Source organism: Parafrankia sp. Ea1.12 (assembly GCF_900465275.1).
Taxonomy (GTDB): Bacteria; Actinomycetota; Actinomycetes; order Frankiales; family Frankiaceae; genus Parafrankia; species Parafrankia soli.
In genome coordinates this window covers 25,718-41,675 of record NZ_UBIZ01000230.1, presented here as the reverse complement: position 1 = coordinate 41,675, position 15,958 = coordinate 25,718, and the positions used below count along the sequence as shown (strand labels likewise).

14 protein-coding genes are annotated in these 15,958 nt (G+C 70.7%); 7 read left to right on the top strand and 7 right to left on the bottom strand.

Annotated features, from left to right (window positions below; all coding sequences use genetic code 11):
* Nucleotides 1-258: 258 nt before the first annotated feature.
* The 6 genes from FMEAI12_RS09035 to FMEAI12_RS09010 all read right to left on the bottom strand — a co-directional run bounded on the left by FMEAI12_RS09035 (nt 259) and on the right by FMEAI12_RS09010 (nt 8,487).
* Nucleotides 259-1,200 carry an SDR family NAD(P)-dependent oxidoreductase gene (locus FMEAI12_RS09035; protein WP_112105667.1) on the bottom strand — a complete coding sequence of 314 codons (942 nt, stop codon included), beginning with the start codon at nt 1,198-1,200 and terminating at the stop codon, nt 259-261.
* 42 nt (nt 1,201-1,242) lie between these two features.
* Nucleotides 1,243-3,069: an NAD(P)/FAD-dependent oxidoreductase gene (locus tag FMEAI12_RS09030; protein ID WP_112105669.1), complete on the bottom strand. Its 1,827-nt coding sequence runs from the start codon at nt 3,067-3,069 to the stop codon at nt 1,243-1,245.
* A 76-nt stretch (nt 3,070-3,145) separates the two neighbouring features.
* A complete protein-coding gene (locus FMEAI12_RS09025; protein ID WP_112105666.1) occupies nt 3,146-4,528 on the bottom strand; it encodes an SRPBCC family protein in 1,383 nt (460 codons plus the stop codon).
* A 90-nt stretch (nt 4,529-4,618) separates the two neighbouring features.
* Nucleotides 4,619-5,464: an SDR family NAD(P)-dependent oxidoreductase gene (locus FMEAI12_RS09020; protein ID WP_112105665.1), complete on the bottom strand. Its 846-nt coding sequence runs from the start codon at nt 5,462-5,464 to the stop codon at nt 4,619-4,621.
* A gap of 6 nt (nt 5,465-5,470) precedes the next feature.
* Nucleotides 5,471-7,129, bottom strand: a complete 1,659-nt coding sequence (locus FMEAI12_RS09015) for an SMP-30/gluconolactonase/LRE family protein (protein WP_255565669.1) — start codon at nt 7,127-7,129, stop codon at nt 5,471-5,473.
* A gap of 56 nt (nt 7,130-7,185) precedes the next feature.
* On the bottom strand, nt 7,186-8,487 hold the full coding sequence (locus FMEAI12_RS09010) for a cytochrome P450 (protein ID WP_071066283.1): 1,302 nt from the start codon (nt 8,485-8,487) through the stop codon (nt 7,186-7,188).
* 239 nt (nt 8,488-8,726) lie between these two features.
* On the opposite strand from FMEAI12_RS09010, the gene FMEAI12_RS09005 reads away from it, so the two are divergent.
* The 7 genes from FMEAI12_RS09005 to FMEAI12_RS08975 all read left to right on the top strand — a co-directional run bounded on the left by FMEAI12_RS09005 (nt 8,727) and on the right by FMEAI12_RS08975 (nt 15,468).
* A complete protein-coding gene (locus tag FMEAI12_RS09005; protein WP_071066252.1) occupies nt 8,727-9,287 on the top strand; it encodes a TetR/AcrR family transcriptional regulator in 561 nt (186 codons plus the stop codon).
* Nucleotides 9,288-9,520: 233 nt separating this feature from the next.
* Nucleotides 9,521-10,657 carry an acyl-CoA dehydrogenase family protein gene (locus FMEAI12_RS09000; RefSeq protein WP_071066253.1) on the top strand — a complete coding sequence of 379 codons (1,137 nt, stop codon included), beginning with the start codon at nt 9,521-9,523 and terminating at the stop codon, nt 10,655-10,657.
* Nucleotides 10,654-11,967, top strand: a complete 1,314-nt coding sequence (locus FMEAI12_RS08995; protein WP_112105663.1) for an acyl-CoA dehydrogenase family protein — start codon at nt 10,654-10,656, stop codon at nt 11,965-11,967. The genes FMEAI12_RS09000 and FMEAI12_RS08995 overlap by 4 nt, the downstream gene beginning before the upstream one ends.
* 12 nt (nt 11,968-11,979) lie before the next feature.
* A complete protein-coding gene (locus tag FMEAI12_RS08990) occupies nt 11,980-13,164 on the top strand; it encodes an amidohydrolase family protein (RefSeq protein ID WP_112105662.1) in 1,185 nt (394 codons plus the stop codon).
* A gap of 118 nt (nt 13,165-13,282) precedes the next feature.
* Entirely contained in the window at nt 13,283-14,143 is an 861-nt protein-coding gene (locus FMEAI12_RS08985; protein WP_112105661.1) for an SDR family NAD(P)-dependent oxidoreductase, read from the top strand.
* Nucleotides 14,144-14,316: 173 nt separating this feature from the next.
* On the top strand, nt 14,317-14,874 hold the full coding sequence (locus FMEAI12_RS08980) for a nuclear transport factor 2 family protein (protein WP_071066256.1): 558 nt from the start codon (nt 14,317-14,319) through the stop codon (nt 14,872-14,874).
* A 54-nt stretch (nt 14,875-14,928) separates the two neighbouring features.
* Nucleotides 14,929-15,468, top strand: a complete 540-nt coding sequence (locus FMEAI12_RS08975) for a nuclear transport factor 2 family protein (RefSeq protein WP_071066257.1) — start codon at nt 14,929-14,931, stop codon at nt 15,466-15,468.
* Here the strand turns inward: FMEAI12_RS08975 and FMEAI12_RS08970 are convergent.
* Nucleotides 15,440-15,862, bottom strand: coding sequence for a PPOX class F420-dependent oxidoreductase (locus tag FMEAI12_RS08970; RefSeq protein WP_112105660.1), 423 nt, complete (start codon nt 15,860-15,862; stop codon nt 15,440-15,442). The two genes, FMEAI12_RS08975 and FMEAI12_RS08970, sit on opposite strands and share 29 nt — an antisense overlap.
* Nucleotides 15,863-15,958 lie beyond the last annotated feature (96 nt).

Sequence of the window (15,958 nt, the reverse complement as noted above, 5' to 3'; positions counted from 1 at the left end):
ACCACGGTCCAGCCGCGTTCCTCGGCGAGGTGGAACATGTGCACGAAGTTCGGGTCGGGAATACCGAAGATCGTCTTGATTCCCTCGGCTTCGAACAACTGGAGGATGCGCTCGTAGACTTTTACCGCCATTGGTAGTCAGGGAACGCCGGTACCGGCCCGCGGTACGGTTTCCCATCCCCCTTCCGATCCGGGTGTGCGCTGGTCCGTGTCTGCGGTGCTGCGTCAGTGCGGTGGTGCGGTGCGGGTGGTGCGGTGGTCAGGACGCGTTCGCGGCGCCCTTCGCGGCCATCGCGAAACTGTTGACGATGTGGTCGACGTGCGCCGAGGGCACGACCGGCAGGATCCAGGGGTCGCTCGTGTCGCGGATGGTCTCGAGCTGCTCCCCGACCTGCTCGACCGTCCAGGACGGCTGGTACACGCCCGGGGTCTCGGCGATGAAGACGCGGGCCACCCGGCCGGCGATCGAGGTCAGCATCTCCCCGGTGATCGAGCAGGACTCGTGCGCGAGCCAGCCCACGGTGGGAGCCACCAGCTCCGGCCCCATCGGCGGGTAGGCCGAGGTGTCGATCCCCTCCGCCATCCGCGTGATCGCGGCGGGGACGATGATGTTGCTCTTCACGCCCGACGCGGCCCCTTCGAGCGCGGCCACGTTCGACAGCCCGATCATTCCGGTCTTGGACACGCCGTAGTTGACGACCCCGGCGTTGCCGTACAGCCCGCCGATCGAGGAGGTCAGCACGATCCGGCCGTACCCCGCCGCGACCATCAGCGGGAACGCGGCCCGCACGACGTGGAACGCCCCGCGCAGGTGGACGTCCAGGACGGCGTCGAAGTCCTCGTACGTCATCTCCGCCAGCGGCGCCGGGCGGTGCGTCCCGGCGTTGTGGATGAGGATGTCGATCCGGCCGAAGCTGTCGATCGCCGTGTCGATGATCGCCTGGCCGCCCGCGGCCGTGGCCACCGAGTCGGTGGAGGCGACGGCCTCGCCGCCGGCGGCGATGATCTCCTGGACGACCTGCTCGGCGGGGCCGGTGTCGAGGCCCTCCCCGCTCATGCTGCCGCCCGGGTCGTTGACGACGACCTTGGCGCCCAGCGAGCCGAGCAGCAGGGCGTACGCGCGCCCCAGCCCCCGGCCGGCACCGGTGATCACGGCTACCCGGTCATCGAACCGGGCTGCGGGCAGTGTGGCCTCAGACATTCAATGGTCCTCTCGCGACATGGGTGAGCAGGCGGGTGGTCGTCATTTGCCGAGGACGAGCCCCGCCATATCGCCTGAGTCGCGCCACTCCTGCAGCAGCTCGCCGAAGGCGTAGAAGCCGGCCCAGTAGGGGTCGCCGAGGACCGACCGGATCTGCTGCTCGCCCTCGTTGTTGTAGTAGCCGGGCGTGCACTCCCGCGCGAAGTTGGTGTTGTCGATCTCCGCGGCCCGGACCGCCGCGACCCACCCCTCCTGCGCGTCGAAGGTGGGTTCGACGGTCACCGCGCCACGGGCGAGGGTCTCGGAGATGATGTGGGCGATGTGCACGGCCTGCTGCTCGAACATCGCCGGCACGGCCGCCGTGACGCCGCCCTGGATGTAGCCGGTGAAGAACTGGTTCGGGAAGCCGTGGGTCATGATCCCGTGCAGGGTGCGGTACCCGTCGACCCAGTGCTCGTAGAGCGACCGGCCCTCGCGGCCGGCGTACGGGTGGATCGCGAGCCGGCGGTCGAGGTCACTGGTGATCTCGAAGCCACTGGCGAACACGATGCAGTCGACCTCGTACTCGACGCCGTGCGCGACGATGCCCTTCGCGGTGATCCGCTCGACGCCCTTGGTCTCCGCCACGTCGATCAGGGTGACGTTGGGGCGGTTGAAGGTCGGCAGGTACAGGTCGTTGAAGCACGGCCGCTTGCACAGGAACCGGTAGTACGGCTTGAGCGCCTCGGCGGTCGCCGGGTCCTCGACGATCGCGTCGATCCGCTGCCGCAGCCGCTCCATCACCTGGTAGTCGACGAGCTCGCGCAGCTCCATGAACTTCGCCGGGTCCGCCAGCGCCGCCCAGCCGTTGGTGGCGTCCAGCTGCGCCTGCAGGTTACGGCTGATCTCGGTCCAGCCGTCGCAGATCAGGTCCGGCTGTCCCGGCGCGAACGCCTCGTACGCCGCGGCGTGGAAGTTGCGCCGCCGCTCCTCCTGCCAGCCCGGCTGCAACGTGCTGGCCCACTCGGGGTCGGTCGGGACGTCGCCGCGTTCGTCGATCGAGGAGGCGGTGCGCTGGAACACGTACAGGTGCTCGGCGGTCTCGGCGACGTACGGGATGACCTGCACACCGCTGGCCCCGGTCCCGATCACCGCGACCTTCTTGCCGGCGAGCTTGTCCAGCCCGCCGTGCAGGTCGCCGCCGGAGTACTCGTAGTCCCACCGGGCGGTGTGGATCGTGTGGCCCTGGTAGTCGGCGATGCCGGGGATGCCCGGCAGCTTCGGCCTGTTGAAGGGCCCCTGGCACATCACCACGAACCGGGCGCTGATCTCGTCGCCCCGGTTCGTCGTGATCTTCCAGCGTTTCGTCTGCTCGTCCCACTCCTGCGAGCGGACCAGCGTGCTGAACACGGCGTGCTCGTACAGGCCGAAGTGCTTCCCGATGCGCTGGGCGTGCTCCAGGCACTCGTCGCCCCGGGCGTACTTCTCCTTCGGGATGTAGCCGACCTCCTCGAGCAGCGGGAGGTAGCAGTAGCTGTCGGTGTCGCACTGGATGCCGGGATACCGGTTCCAGTACCACACGCCGCCGAAGTCGCCCGCCAGATCGATGATCCGGAAGTCGGTGACGCCCTGCTGCTGAAGCCGCGCCGCGGCCACCAGGCCGGCCCAGCCACCGCCTAAGATCGCCACGTCGATGTCCTCGACTATCGGCGTCCGGGGCACGACCGGTGTGTACGGGTCGGCCTCGTAGAACTCCTCGAAGTCGCCCTCGGTCACCACGTACTGCTTCTGGCCCTCACGGCGCAGGCGCTTGTCCCGCTCTCCCAGATACTTCGTCCGGAGCGCGTCATGGTCGACCTCGGGCGTCTCGGTCGGGGCACAGTTCTGCATGCACATTCCTCGGATCTGGGCTGGTGCTCGGGTCACTCGTCAGGCGCCGCGGCGGGATTCGCGGGAGAGGCTGGGTCTAGGCGAGTTTGTGAGGCTCGCCGGTTCCCATGTACTTGGCCAGGTTGTGGTGCAGGTTCACGACACTGCGCTCGCGGTACGGATTAGGCTTCGGCCCGGAGAAACCGCCCGACTTCATGCCCTGCTGCACGGCCGACATGTTCGCGAAGTCCTGCGGCAGCACCGTGCGCCAGCCCGGGTCCTCCGGCGGCGTGAACTCCCACTTGGTCTCCGGCTCCCCGCCGGCCGGGTAGAGCTCGTAGACGGCGGCCTCGAAGATGCACTTGTCGGGGTCGTAGCCGTAGGGCCGGGCGCTGTAGCAGAGCATGTTGTTCAGCGCGTGCCCGATCTGGAAGTTCGGGAAGATCTGCCAGGCGGTGCCGCTCTTCGCGACGATCTCCGGGGGGACCGTCGGCCACACCACCCCGCGGGCGGCGTCGTCCCGGCGGGCCGAGGCGAGCCAGTGCTGCAGCACCTCGCCCGGGGGCGTCCCCTCCGGGAGCTCCTCGGTCAGCCGCTGGGCGGCGTCGACGAGGGTGCGGGTGGTGTTGGTGTTCGCGTTCTCCCAGGTGAAGTTCTGCAGCTCGATCGTCGACAGCCGGGCGTCCGGGCCGCTGCCGATCCGCAGCTTCGCCTGGTTCTCCTCCATGCCCTTCGGCGCGTCGTACCCGATGTTGCTGTGCCGGCCCTGCGCCCGCGCCCAGCCCAGGAAGTTCCCGAAGTTCATGAACTCCGGATGGGTGTACGGCACGTGGTAGGTCTCCATGAACGCCTCGAGGGCGACCTTCCAGTTGCAGTCGAAGACCAGCCACTTGCGCCACCGGTAGCGCATGTTCTCGAGCTGGAAGGGGTCGAGCAGCGACGCCGCCGGCTCCAGGTACTGCCGCAGCGGCTCGGCGTCCGGGTCCAGGTTCACCCAGATCCAGCCACCCCAGGTGTCGACCTGGACGTCCTTGAGCCCGGCCTTCTCGTCGGTCAGACCGCACGGCCAGTCCTCGCGCTCGGCCGCGAACGTGTTCTCGCCGTCGAGGTTGTACCGCCAGCCGTGGAAACCGCACACGAACTGCCGCAGCTGGCCGCGGGCGTCGCGCGCCCCCTCAGGGGTGTCGACCAGCCGGCGGCCCCGGTGCGAGCAGACGTTGTGGTACGCCCGGATCCGGTCCGGCGCCGAGCGCACCACGACGAGCGAGTCGTCCAGGATCTCGTACGTCAGGAAGTCGCCGACCCGCGGAATCTCCTCGACCCGGCCGACCTGCTGCCAGACCTTCCGCCACAGCTTGTCCCGTTCGGCCCGGGCGTACTCCGGGGAGAGGTACGCCTCCACGCCGATCTCGAGCGGTTCCGACAGCGGCTCGACTGGAGTGGAAACTGTTTCCTGGATGTTGTCGAGAGTCTCGCTCATGACATTCTCCAACCCGCGTCACGGGGTAATCGGGTTCGGGTGTGGCCTAGGTCCGGGATCTGGCAGAAAACAAACAGAATCGCTTCGGCGTCAGCGCAGGAGGGACGCGCGGAACTCCTCGTCCTTCAGGAACAGCGACGTGTTGTCGGCGCCCAGATGGGTCCACCTGAGGTTCAGGCCGCCGTCCACGAGAATCGTCTGCCCCGTGATGTACGAAGACAGGTCCGAAAGGAGGAAGAGGATCGCTCCGGCCTGCTCCTCCGGGCGGCCGCGGCGGCCCGCGGTGATGGCACGGCGGTCGCGGTCGGGGTCGGCGTCCACATACGCGCCCGACGACGGGGTCTCGGTCACCCCGGGCGCCACGGCGTTCACCCGGATGTCGTCCCCGGCGAGCTCGACGGCCAGCGTGCGCGTCGCCGCCACCACCCCCGCCTTGGCGGTGCCGTAGGCGACGTGGAACGGCGCCGTGTTCATACCGCTGATCGAGGAGACCGACACGATCGACCCGGGGCGGCCCTGCGACTTCAGCTCGGCGGCGACCGCCTGGCTGAAGAAGAACATCGTCTCGAGGTTCTGGGTGAACAGCGCGCGCCAGTCCTCCCGGGTCACCCGGGTCGCCGCCATCCACGTCGCGGGGGCGGCACCTCCCGCGACGTTGACCAGCCCGTACAGGTCGCCGTCCGTCCGCGAGGCCGCGTTCAGCACCGTCGCGATGCCCTCGTCGGTCGAGGCGTCCGCCGCGACCGGCACGACCGGCAGCCCCTCCTTCACCAGCGGCCCGATGTGCGTGTCGAGGTTCTCCTGGGAGCGGCTCACCGCGAGCACGGTCGCCCCGGCGCGCGCCACGGCGCTCGCCACCGAGGTTCCGATGCCGCCGCCGCCCGCGCCGGAGACGATGACGATGCGCCCGTCCAGGTTGAGGAAGTCGTTCGTCATGTCGCCTCAGCCCTCCCGCCGCAGCGCGAGCACGCTGCCCTCGGCGTCAGCAGATAGGTAGAGCGTGCCGTCCGGTCCGGCGGCGATGCCCGCGAACGGGCCCTGCGGCCCGGAGAAGGGCGGCAGCCCGCGCAGCGGCTTGGGCGTCACGCCGGGCGGGGCGCCCACCGGGAGGTCACGGGCGATGGTCTGCCGGGCCCCGGTGCCGAGGTCGACGCTGATCAGCTGCTTCGTGCCGGCGTCGACGATGAGGAGCTGCCCGCCGCGCACGAGGATTCCCTGCGGCTGCTCCAGGCCGTCGACCACCGTGTCGACGCGGAAGCCGGAGATCGTGACGACCCGCCCGGCGCCCGACTCGGAGACGAAGAGCGTGCCGTCCGGGCCGAACGCGACACCCAGCGGATCGTTGAGCCCGGACGCCAGCTCCTCGACCCGGCCGGAACGGATGGAGAGCACGCGGCCCTTGCCGAGCTCCGCGGCCACGACGTCGCCGCCCGGGGCGACCGCCACGCCGTAGAGCTGGTCGAGCTCGTCGGCCAGCACCTCGCTCTCCGCGCTCGCCGGCCGGTAGCGGGTGACCTGCCCGCCCGAGGTGGTGACGATGAACTCGCCCGCGCCGACCGCGGTGACCCCGCGGACGAAGCCCGGGTAGCCCGGGGAGAAGAGCATGCCGAGCGTCTCCGGCTTGCCGCCGGGGCGCAGGAGGTAGAAGTACGTCCCGTCGGCGATGTAGAGGTTGCCGTCCTCACCCACGGTCAGGTCCAGCGGCCAGTTCAGCCCGCCCGGCAGCGTCTCGCGGGTCGCCCCGCCACCGAGGATCTCGGTGATCGACCCGGTGAAGTTCGAGACGAACAGCCGGTCGCCGACGAAGGTGCAGTTGTCCAGGCCAGGCGTGAGGGCGGCCAGCACGGTGCGCTCGCCGTTGCGCGGGTTGATCCGCAGCACCTCGCCGGAGGCGACCTGGGTGGAGACGATGAAGCCCTCGGGGTCGAACTTCAGCGAGTCCGGGACGCCGAGATCCCCCACGACCCGCTGCGGCTCGCCGCCCTCCGGGTCGATCCGCCAGATGTCGTTCGTCCCCATCACCGGGTAGTACAGGAGGCCGTCGGGGCCGACCTCCATGGCGTTGGGCATCGCCAGGTCCTCGAGCAGCACGCGGGGCTCGCCGCCGTTGAGGTCGAGCTCCATCAGGCGACCGCCGACCCGGCACTCGTTGACGAACAGCCGACCCTGGTGGACGGTGATGCCGTTCACGCTCGGGAGATCGTCGCGCAGCACCCGGGTGTTGCCGTCGGCGCCGCGCACGCTCACCCGGCCGTCCATGACCTCGGTGGCGTAGAGGTCGCCCTGCGGACCGAAGGCCACGTCGTCGGGGGCGATGATCGCGCCGCCCTTCGCACTGATGGTCTCCAGCTGGCCGGTCTCGACGTCGAGTGCGCTGATCTGACTGCCGGTCACCTGCGCCACGTAGACGCGGCCGTCCGGGCCGGTGCGTAATCCGTTCGCGCCGAAAAGTCTGCTCGGCGACGTGAGCCGGTCCAGGCTCCATCCTTCGGCGAGGCCGATGGATGCGGCGCTGTAGCGCGCCCCTTGCGACAACATGGTGACGGACTCCCGAACCTCGTCGTTGAGATGAAGAATTTCGGCTACCGGCCCGCGCGGGATGTCGACCCACGCCGCGGGCCGGTCTCACCGGGACCGGTTCTCACCGGGGAGGGCCATTACCGGGAGTCGGACGCCGCCGGCGTGAACTCGAGCTGCAGGTGGGTCAGGCCGCGCAGGATGAACGTCGGGAGGTACTGGTAGTTGCGGGCGCCCGCGGGACCGTGCACGCGCTCGGAGATCCGGATGTCGGCCGTGCGGTCGAGCAGCCGCTCGATTCCCGCCCGGGCCTCGGCCCGGGCCAGCGGCGCACCGGGGCAGCTGTGGATGCCGCGCCCGAACGCGATGTGCTGACGTGCGTTGGGGCGGGCGACGTCGAGCGTGTCCGGGTCGGCGAAGCGGCGGGGGTCGCGGTTCGCGGCCCCGTTCACGACCATCACCGTGGTGCCGGCGGGGATGTCGACCCCCCCGACCGTGGTCGGCACCCGGGCCAGCCGGAAGTCGCCCTTGACCGGGCTCTCCAGCCGCAGCGTCTCCTCGATGAAGTTCGGGATCCGGTCGCGCTCGGCGCGCAGCAGGCGCTGCAGGCCGGGATTGTCGGCGATCAGCTTCGCCGCGGTGCTGACCAGCCGGACGGTGGTCTCCTGGCCGGCGGAGAACAGGTTCGCGGCCACCCGCACGACGTCGATGACCTCGGGGGTGGAGCCGTCCGGGAACGTCGCGGTGGCCAGCCCGGTGAGGACGTCGTCGCGGGGCTCCCGGCGACGGGCCTCGATGTAGGTCGTGAAGCGGTCGTAGAGGAACTGCAGCGGGGAGTGCTCCATCGAGTGGTCGCCGGTGCTGCCCACGCCGCCGCCCTCGGCCGGCCGGTGCTGCAGCCGGTCGGTGAACTCCTCGTGGTCCTCCTCGGGCACGCCGAGCAGGTCGGCGATGACGAGCAGCGCGAAGGGGCCGGCGAACCCGCGGATGAACTCGCCCTCGCCGCTGGCGAGGTAGTCGTCCAGCAGCCGGTCGGCGAGCCGCCAGATGAACTCCTCGTTCTCCTTGAGCCGCTTCGGCGTGATCAGCCGCATCAGCAGCGCGCGGTGATCGGTGTGCATCGGCGGGTCGAACGTTGGGAGCTGGTCGCTCATCGGCAGCTCGGCACGGTGCCGCTCGATCAGCTCGGAGATGTCGTCGCCCTCGAGGCCCTCGAGCGGGACCGGGAATCCGGGAAACGGCCCGGTTACCGAGGTACACGACGAGAATCTGTCGGAGTCGTGGAACACCGAGACGGCTTCCTCGTAGCCCGTCACCATCACCACGCCGTGGTGCGGCTCGCGGCGGACCGGACACTGCTCCCGCAGCGCGTGGAAATAGGGATAAGGGTCCGCGACGAGCTCGTCACCCCGGAAGAAGTCGATCGCCTCGATGTTCTTCACCGTCTGCACCGCATCCCTTCGACACCGCTGTGCGCGTGTCCCGCTGGCCCTGAAGCGAATGACCCGTTGTCCGCAGCGTTCGGCGCCATTCCCCGCCACGGTCCGACGCCTGGTCCGCCCTGCGCCCCGAATCGCCTTACCCGCGATCGGACCGGTCCTGCGAACTAGGCCGCTACGATACGGACCGGCGGTCCACATCGGCAAGAGGTCCGAGCACATCGGCGCGAGGAGGTGCAGCGGTGGCCGGGTCCGAGCGCGCCGACGCCGCCCGCAACCGGGCGGCGATCCTCGCGGCGGCGGCGGACCTGTTCGACCGCGACGGCGCCGAGCAGGTGTCGATGAACGACATCGCCCGGGCCGCGGGGGTCGGCAAGGGCACCCTGTTCCGCCGCTTCGGCGACCGCACCGCGCTGATCGAGGCCGTCCTGTACCCGCGGGTCGCCGCGATGCTGACCCTCGTCGAGCAGGGGCCTCCCCCGCTCGGCCCCGGCGGGGAGCCGGTGGCCGCGCTGCACGCCTACCTCGACTCGCTGCTCGACTTCGTCTGGACGAACCGCACCCTCATCCGCGCGCTCGAACACCACGGGCCGTACGCCTACTACGCCAACCCGTCCAGCCAGTACTGGATCAGCGAGCTCGCCCGGCGCCTCAACGCCGTGCGCCCGGGTGAGAACACCGACTACCTGACGCACGTCCTGTTCACCGCGCTGCGGGCCGACGTCATCGACTACCTGGTCTCCGGCCGCCGGATGGACCCCGACCGCGTCCGCGCCGGCCTGCACCGCCTCGCCGGCAGCTGACCGCCGACGTCAGCCCGCGGCGCCCGAATCATGCCCGAACCACCCTCTTGCGTATGTGGACCGCCGGTCCGTATCGTGACGGCCTAGTCCGCCGGACCGGTCCTGAACCACGGGCGCGCACCCCACGGTGTGCACCGCCCCGTGCGGCCGCGGTCGGACGGGAGCCCACGCGGCGCGACCCGAGCCGCGGCAGGCGTCGGGCAAGGGAGCCGAATGACGCGAGGTGACGGATCGTGCTGCTGGAGTTGAGTCCCGACCAGGAGGTCCTCAGGGAGGCGACCGCGAGATACCTCGCGGACCGGGTCCCGGCCGAGGCGGTCCGCCGCCTGCGCCACGACCCCGCCGGCTTCGAGGCCGACTACTGGCAGGGCGGAGCCGAGCTGGGGTGGACGTCCCTGCTGGTCGGTGAGGAGCAGGGCGGCGGGTCGATCAGCGGGTCCGCCCTGGTCGACCTGACGCTGGTCGCCCACGAGTTCGGCCTGCGCGCCGCGCCCGGGCCGCTGGCCGCCACCAACGTCGTCGCCGCCGCGCTGGGCGCGGCGGGCCCGGCGCATTCCGAGGTCCTGGCCGACATCCTGTCGGGTGCCACGGTGGCCGCGTGGTGCCTCGGCGGGCCGCCGCCGCTGGACCGGCTCGACAGCGTCGGCCTCGCCCTGCGGGTCGACGGCGACGACCTCGTCCTCGACGGGGTGAGCCGCCCGGTCGAGTCGGCCGCCCAGGCCGGGCACCTGCTCGTCGCCGCCCGCGGCGAGGAGGGGCTCACCCAGCTGCTGGTGCCCGCGGCCACGCCCGGGGTGACGGTGGAGCCGCTGCGCACGGTCGACCTGACCCGGCGCTTCTTCGCCGTCCGGATGGACGGCGTCCGGGTGCCGCGCGCCGCCGTCGTCGGCGAGGTCGGCGCGGCGGCCGACCAGATCGAGCGCCAGCTCCAGCGCGCGATCGTGATCCTCAACGCCGAGACCGTCGGCGCGATGCAGGCCGCCTTCGACATGACCGTCCGCTGGGCCTTCGAGCGTTACTCCTTCGGCCGGCCCCTCGCGTCCTACCAGGCGCTCAAGCACCGTTTCGCCGACATGAAGACCTGGCTGGAAGGCGCGCACGCCGTCAACGACAGCGCCGCGGCGGCCGTCGACGCCGGCTCACCCGACGCCGGGGAGCTGGTGAGCGCGGCGAAGTCCTTCATCGGCGACTACGGGACGGAGCTGCTGCAGGACTGCGTCCAGCTGCACGGCGGGATCGGCGTGACCTATGAGCACGACCTGCACCTGTACCTGCGCCGCGTCACCGTGAACCGGGCGCTGTGCGGCACGCCGGCCGAGCACCGCCAGCGCGTCGCCGCCGTCGTCGAGCACCTCAAGGAGCGGGCATGACGTCCGACATCAGCACCGGCACCGGCTCGGCCGCCGGCGCGGCGAACGCGGAAGCCACGGAGAGCGTCGCGGACTTCCGCCGGCGGGCGCGGACGTGGATCCGCGCCAACCTGCGCCCCCTCGAGCACAACGAGGGCGCCGGCGTCATGCGGGCGGACACGACGGACGAGGAGGAGCTCGCCGCCGTCGCCCGCGAGCGGCAGATCCAGCGGATGCTGTTCGACGCCGGCCTCGCCGGCATCTGCTTCCCGCGCGAGTACGGCGGTCAGGGCCTGTCCCCGGAGCACCAGCGGGCGTTCAACGAGGAGATCACCGGCTTCGAGTACCCGGGCCGGCTGCAGGCGCCGACGTTCTCGCCGTGCGCCGCGGTGCTCCTCGAGTTCGGCACACCGGAGCAGAAGAGCAGGCACCTCCCCGCCATCCTCAAGGGCGAGGAGATCTGGATGCAGTTCCTCTCCGAGCCGAGCAGCGGCTCGGACGTCGCCGGCGCGCTGACCACCGCCGTGCGCGAGGGCGACGACTGGATCCTCAACGGCTCGAAGATCTGGACGACCGGGGCCTGGTGGTCGGACTGGGCGCTCTGCCTGGCCCGCACGAACTGGGACGTCCCGAAGCACCGCGGGCTCACCGTGTTCATCATGCCGCTGCGCCAGCCCGGCATCGACGTCCAGCGCATCGAGATGCTCAACGGCAACAAGGAGTTCTGCCAGGAGTTCATCACCGACGTCCGGGTCCCCGACACCGACCGCATCGGCGACGTCGACAACGGCTGGACCGTCGGCACCCGGTGGATGTTCCACGAGCGGATGCTGCACAACTCCCCGTTCGTCACCGTCCCCGCCGGCTGGTCCTACGGTGGCGTCGACGCCACCGTCCTGGTGGACGTCGCCCGCGACGCCGGCCGCCTCGACGAGCCGCGGGTACGGGACCTCATCGGCGAGGGCCGGGTGCTCGACCTGGTCCGCGAGTCGCTGCAGGGCCGGATCGGCCGCGGCGTCGTCTCCCGCCGGATGCCCGACCAGTCGGCCGCCATCGGGCGCCTGTTCGCCGGCATCGCCTCCACCCGCGTCACCAGCATGGCGTACGACATCGCCGGCTCGGCGGGCGCGGCCTGGAGCGCCGAGGACGGCGCGGTCGCCGAGTGCGGGAACGACTTCCTCCTGCGCCAGACCACCTGCATCGGCGGCGGGACCACCGAGATGGCCCGCAACGTGATCAGCGAGCGTGTCCTCGGCATGCCCCGCGAGCCCGCCCTCGACCGTGACCGTGCCTTCCGCGACGTACCCCGCGGGGGATCCGGCCGCTCCTGACCAGGAGGTGTGATGCCCACCCACGACATTCCGGTGTTCGACGCCGACAACCACCTGTACGAGACCCAGGACGCGCTCACCAAGTTCCTGCCGGCGCGCTACCGGGGCGCGATCGACTACGTCGACGTGCACGGCCGGACGAAGATCGTCGTGCGCGGGCAGATCAGCCAGTACATCCCGAACCCGACCTTCGAGGTCGTCGCCCGCCCGGGGGCGCAGGAGGACTACTACCGGCACGGCAACCCCGAGGGGAAGACGTACCGGGAGATCTTCGGCAAGCCGGTGCGGTCCATCGACGCCTGGCGGGAGCCGGCCGCGCGCATCAAGGTCATGGACGAGCAGGGGCTCGACCGCACCCTGATGTTCCCCACGCTCGCCAGCCTGATCGAGGAGCGGATGCGCGACGACGCGGACCTCGTCCACGCCGTCATCCACTCGCTCAACGAGTGGCTGTACGAGACCTGGCAGTTCAACTACCAGGACCGGATCTTCACCACGCCGGTGATCACCCTGCCGATCGTGGAGAAGGCCGTCGAGGAACTCGAGTGGGTCCTCGAGCGGGGCGCCCGGGTCATCCTCGTCCGGCCGGCGCCCGTGCCGGGCCTGCGCGGGCCGCGCTCGTTCGGCCTGCCGGAGTTCGACCCGTTCTGGGCCCGTGTGCAGGAGGCCGACATCCTCGTCGCACTGCACTCGTCCGACAGCGGGTACGCCCGCTACAGCGGCGAGTGGATGGGCGCCAACCGCGAGATGCTGCCGTTCCAGCCGAACCCGTTCCAGATGCTGCAGGCCTGGCGGCCGGTCGAGGACGCGGTCTCGGCGCTCGTCTGCCACGGCGCGCTCTCCCGCTTCCCCCGGCTGAAGGTGGCCGTCGTCGAGAACGGGATGAGCTGGGTCGCCCCGCTGATGGACGCCATGAAGAACCTGTACAAGAAGATGCCGCACGACTTTCCCGAGAACCCGCTCGACGTGATCCGGCGCAACGTCTACGTCAGCCCGTTCTGGGAGGAGGACCTCGGCGCGCTGACCAAGGTCCTCGGTGAGGACCACGTGCTGTTCGGGTCCGACTATCCGCATCCGGAGGGGCTGGCGAACCCGGTCAGCTACATCGACGAGCTCGCCCACCTGCCGGAACCGCTCGTGCGCAAGCTCATGGGCGGCAACCTCGCCCAGCTCATGAAGGTCCCGGCCGCGGTCTGAGCGGCAGCGCCTGATGAACCTCGCGGGGTAGGTCCCCCGCCCGTGGTCCGGCCGGCCACCACGGTGCCGTTGGGGCGGCCGGCCGGACCACAGCCATGAACACCAGCTGGGAGTTCGCATGGGTTTACTTTCGGGCCGGGTCGCCGTCGTCACCGGCGCCAGCCGGGGCATCGGGAAGGGCATCGCGCTCGCGCTCGCCGACGAGGGCGCGACGGTCTACGTCACCGGGCGGACGGTGTCCCCCGGCTCGCATCCGCTTCCCGGCACGGTCGGGGAGACCGCGGCGGAGGTGGACCGCCGGGGCGGCCGGGGCATCGCCGTGCAGGTCGACCACGGGGACGACGACCAGGTCGCCGCGCTGTTCGAGCAGGTCGAGCGCGAGCAGGGCCGGCTGGACATCCTGGTCAACAACGCCTTCTCCCTGCCCGAGGACCTGACGGAGCCGAACCCGTTCTGGGAGAAGCCGCTGTCGAACTGGGAGATGGTCGACGTCGGGGTGCGGTCGAACTTCGTCGCCGCCTGGCACGCGGCGCGGCTCATGGTTCCGCGCCGGGCCGGCCTCATCGTGGCGATCTCCGGCTACGTGGGAGTGACCTACACCTACGGCGTCGTCTTCGGCACCTGCAAGTCCGCGGTCGACCGCATGGCCAGGGACATGGCCGTCGAGCTCAAGCCGCACAACATCGCGTCGATCTCGCTGTGGCAGGGCCTCACCTTCACCGAGCGGGCCGAGCGCAACATCTCGCTGAACCCCACGATGAAGGAGCAGCTCGTCACCAACCCGACGATCGGCTGCTCGCCGGAGTTCCCCGGCCGCGTCATCGCGGCGCTCGTCCAGGACACGGACCTGATGCGGCACTCCGGGGGCACCTTCATCACCGCCGAGCTGGCCCAGGAGTACGGCGTCACCGACCTCGACGGGAAGGTCATCCCGTCCCTGCGGGCCCAGCGTGGCGCCCCGCTCTGGTCCCCCGTCTAGCGGCCCGCGAACCGCCGGCGCCCCCTGAACCAGAGGCGCGGTCCCCAACCAGCGGCGTTCCCTGAACCAGCTACGCCGCACACAGCATCGCAGAGCGCACGCCACCACACCCACGACCCGCATCCCCACCCCCGGCGTCGACGCCGACGTCGGCACAGCAACCGCGAGGAACGATGAGCCAGCCCATCACCGCCGAGAAGCTCGCCCGGCTCGAACGACTGCTCGAGCGGCAGGACATCCACGACACCCTGACCCGGTTCAGCCGGGGCATGGACCGGTTCGACCGCGAGCTCTTCCTCTCCGCCTTCCATCCCGACGCCGTGATCGCCGCCGGTCCGTTCGTCGGCGGCCCGGTCGAGCTGTACGACTGGGCGTCCGCCGGACATGAGCAGGGCCAGGTGGCCACCCACCACAACCTGCTCAACGTCACCATCGACATCGACGGCGACACCGCGCACACCGAGACGTACTACCTGTTCGTCGGGCGCAACCGCGACGACTCCAACTGGATCGCCGGTGGCCGCTACATCGACCGGCTGGAACGGCGCGCGGGTGAATGGCGGATCGCGCTGCGCACCAACGCCATAGAGTGGTCGGGCCTGGTGCCCACCATGGACATCCCGTTCTCCGACGTGCCGGACATCCACCTCGACGGCGCTCCCGCCCGCGGCAAGGAGGACCCCTCCTACCGGCGGCCGTTGATCAACACCCGCAAGCCGCAGATTCCCTAGCCCGGGGCGGCCACCGCCCGTTCCACCCCCAGCCGACCACGAGGTGAGCCGGATATGACTATCAGCGCCGACGACCTGAGTTTCGTCCTCGACCGGGAACAGATCCGCGACGTCCTCGCCCGGCTGGCCAGGGGCGAGGACCGGCGCGACGCGGACCTGATCAGCGGGGCGTACTGGCCGGACGCGACCGACGACCACGGCATCTTCCGCGGCACGTTCAAGGAGTACCTGGCGTGGGTCGTGCCCGGCGCGCCCTCGATTCCCGTCACCCTGCACACGCTGGGCCAGACCCTGATCGACGTCACGGGTGACACCGCGGTGGCCGAGACCCACGTCACCTCCTATCACCGGATCGACTTCGGTGAGCAGGAGCATGACGTCGTGATCGGCGGCCGTTACGTCGACCGGCTGGAGAAGCGGGACGGGGAGTGGCGCATCGCGCACCGCACCATGCTCTACGACTGGTTCCGGGATTTCGGGCAGTCGGTGGACTGGTCGCAGGGGGTCATGGGCACCCCGTTCCTCGCCGACCACTACGTGGGCAGCGCGAACGGCGACCACAGCGTCACGTTGTTCCAGCAGAAATCCGACTGACCCCGCGCGCCCGCAGTGCCGCCCCGTCCGGATCGACACCCCAGCTGATGATCCGGACGGGGTGGATGCGGATGACCTCGCGGCTGAGATGACGCTGCGGCGGGTCCTGATCGGTCAGCGCCTCCGCCGTTCCCCGGATCTCCACGCCGCGCACCCGCCACGGGTCGACGGAGGCGATGTCGTCGACGACGAGGGACACCACGCCGGTGGCCGCGACGTTGCGGAACTTCCGGCTGGCGCCCAGGTCGTACCCGTGGATGTCGATCGTGCCGGTCGCCTCGTTGACGCGGAAGGCGACCGGGGAGTTCTGCGGCGCGCCGCCCGGGGCGACGGTCGCCAGCCGGCCGAGCCGCTGACTGGCCAGATACGCACGTTCGGTCTCGGTGAAGTCCATGCCGCCAGCCTCCGACATGAAGTGGACTTCAGGTCAAGGGGGCGGCGGCGGACCCGGCGGAGCCGGACCGGTTCGGCACCAGGCCAGACGCGCCCT

Bases quoted from the DNA above. Each gene is read 5' to 3' on its own strand.
- FMEAI12_RS09035 (WP_112105667.1), bottom strand. From the start codon at position 1,200: ATGTCTGAGGCCACACTGCCCGCAGCCCGGTTCGATGACCGGGTAGCC.
- FMEAI12_RS09030 (WP_112105669.1), bottom strand. From the start codon at position 3,069: ATGCAGAACTGTGCCCCGACCGAGACGCCCGAGGTCGACCATGACGCG.
- FMEAI12_RS09025 (WP_112105666.1), bottom strand. From the start codon at position 4,528: ATGAGCGAGACTCTCGACAACATCCAGGAAACAGTTTCCACTCCAGTC.
- FMEAI12_RS09020 (WP_112105665.1), bottom strand. From the start codon at position 5,464: ATGACGAACGACTTCCTCAACCTGGACGGGCGCATCGTCATCGTCTCC.
- FMEAI12_RS08995 (WP_112105663.1), top strand. From the start codon at position 10,654: ATGACGTCCGACATCAGCACCGGCACCGGCTCGGCCGCCGGCGCGGCG.
- FMEAI12_RS08990 (WP_112105662.1), top strand. From the start codon at position 11,980: ATGCCCACCCACGACATTCCGGTGTTCGACGCCGACAACCACCTGTAC.
- FMEAI12_RS08985 (WP_112105661.1), top strand. From the start codon at position 13,283: ATGGGTTTACTTTCGGGCCGGGTCGCCGTCGTCACCGGCGCCAGCCGG.
- FMEAI12_RS08980 (WP_071066256.1), top strand. From the start codon at position 14,317: ATGAGCCAGCCCATCACCGCCGAGAAGCTCGCCCGGCTCGAACGACTG.
- FMEAI12_RS08975 (WP_071066257.1), top strand. From the start codon at position 14,929: ATGACTATCAGCGCCGACGACCTGAGTTTCGTCCTCGACCGGGAACAG.
- FMEAI12_RS08970 (WP_112105660.1), bottom strand. From the start codon at position 15,862: ATGGACTTCACCGAGACCGAACGTGCGTATCTGGCCAGTCAGCGGCTC.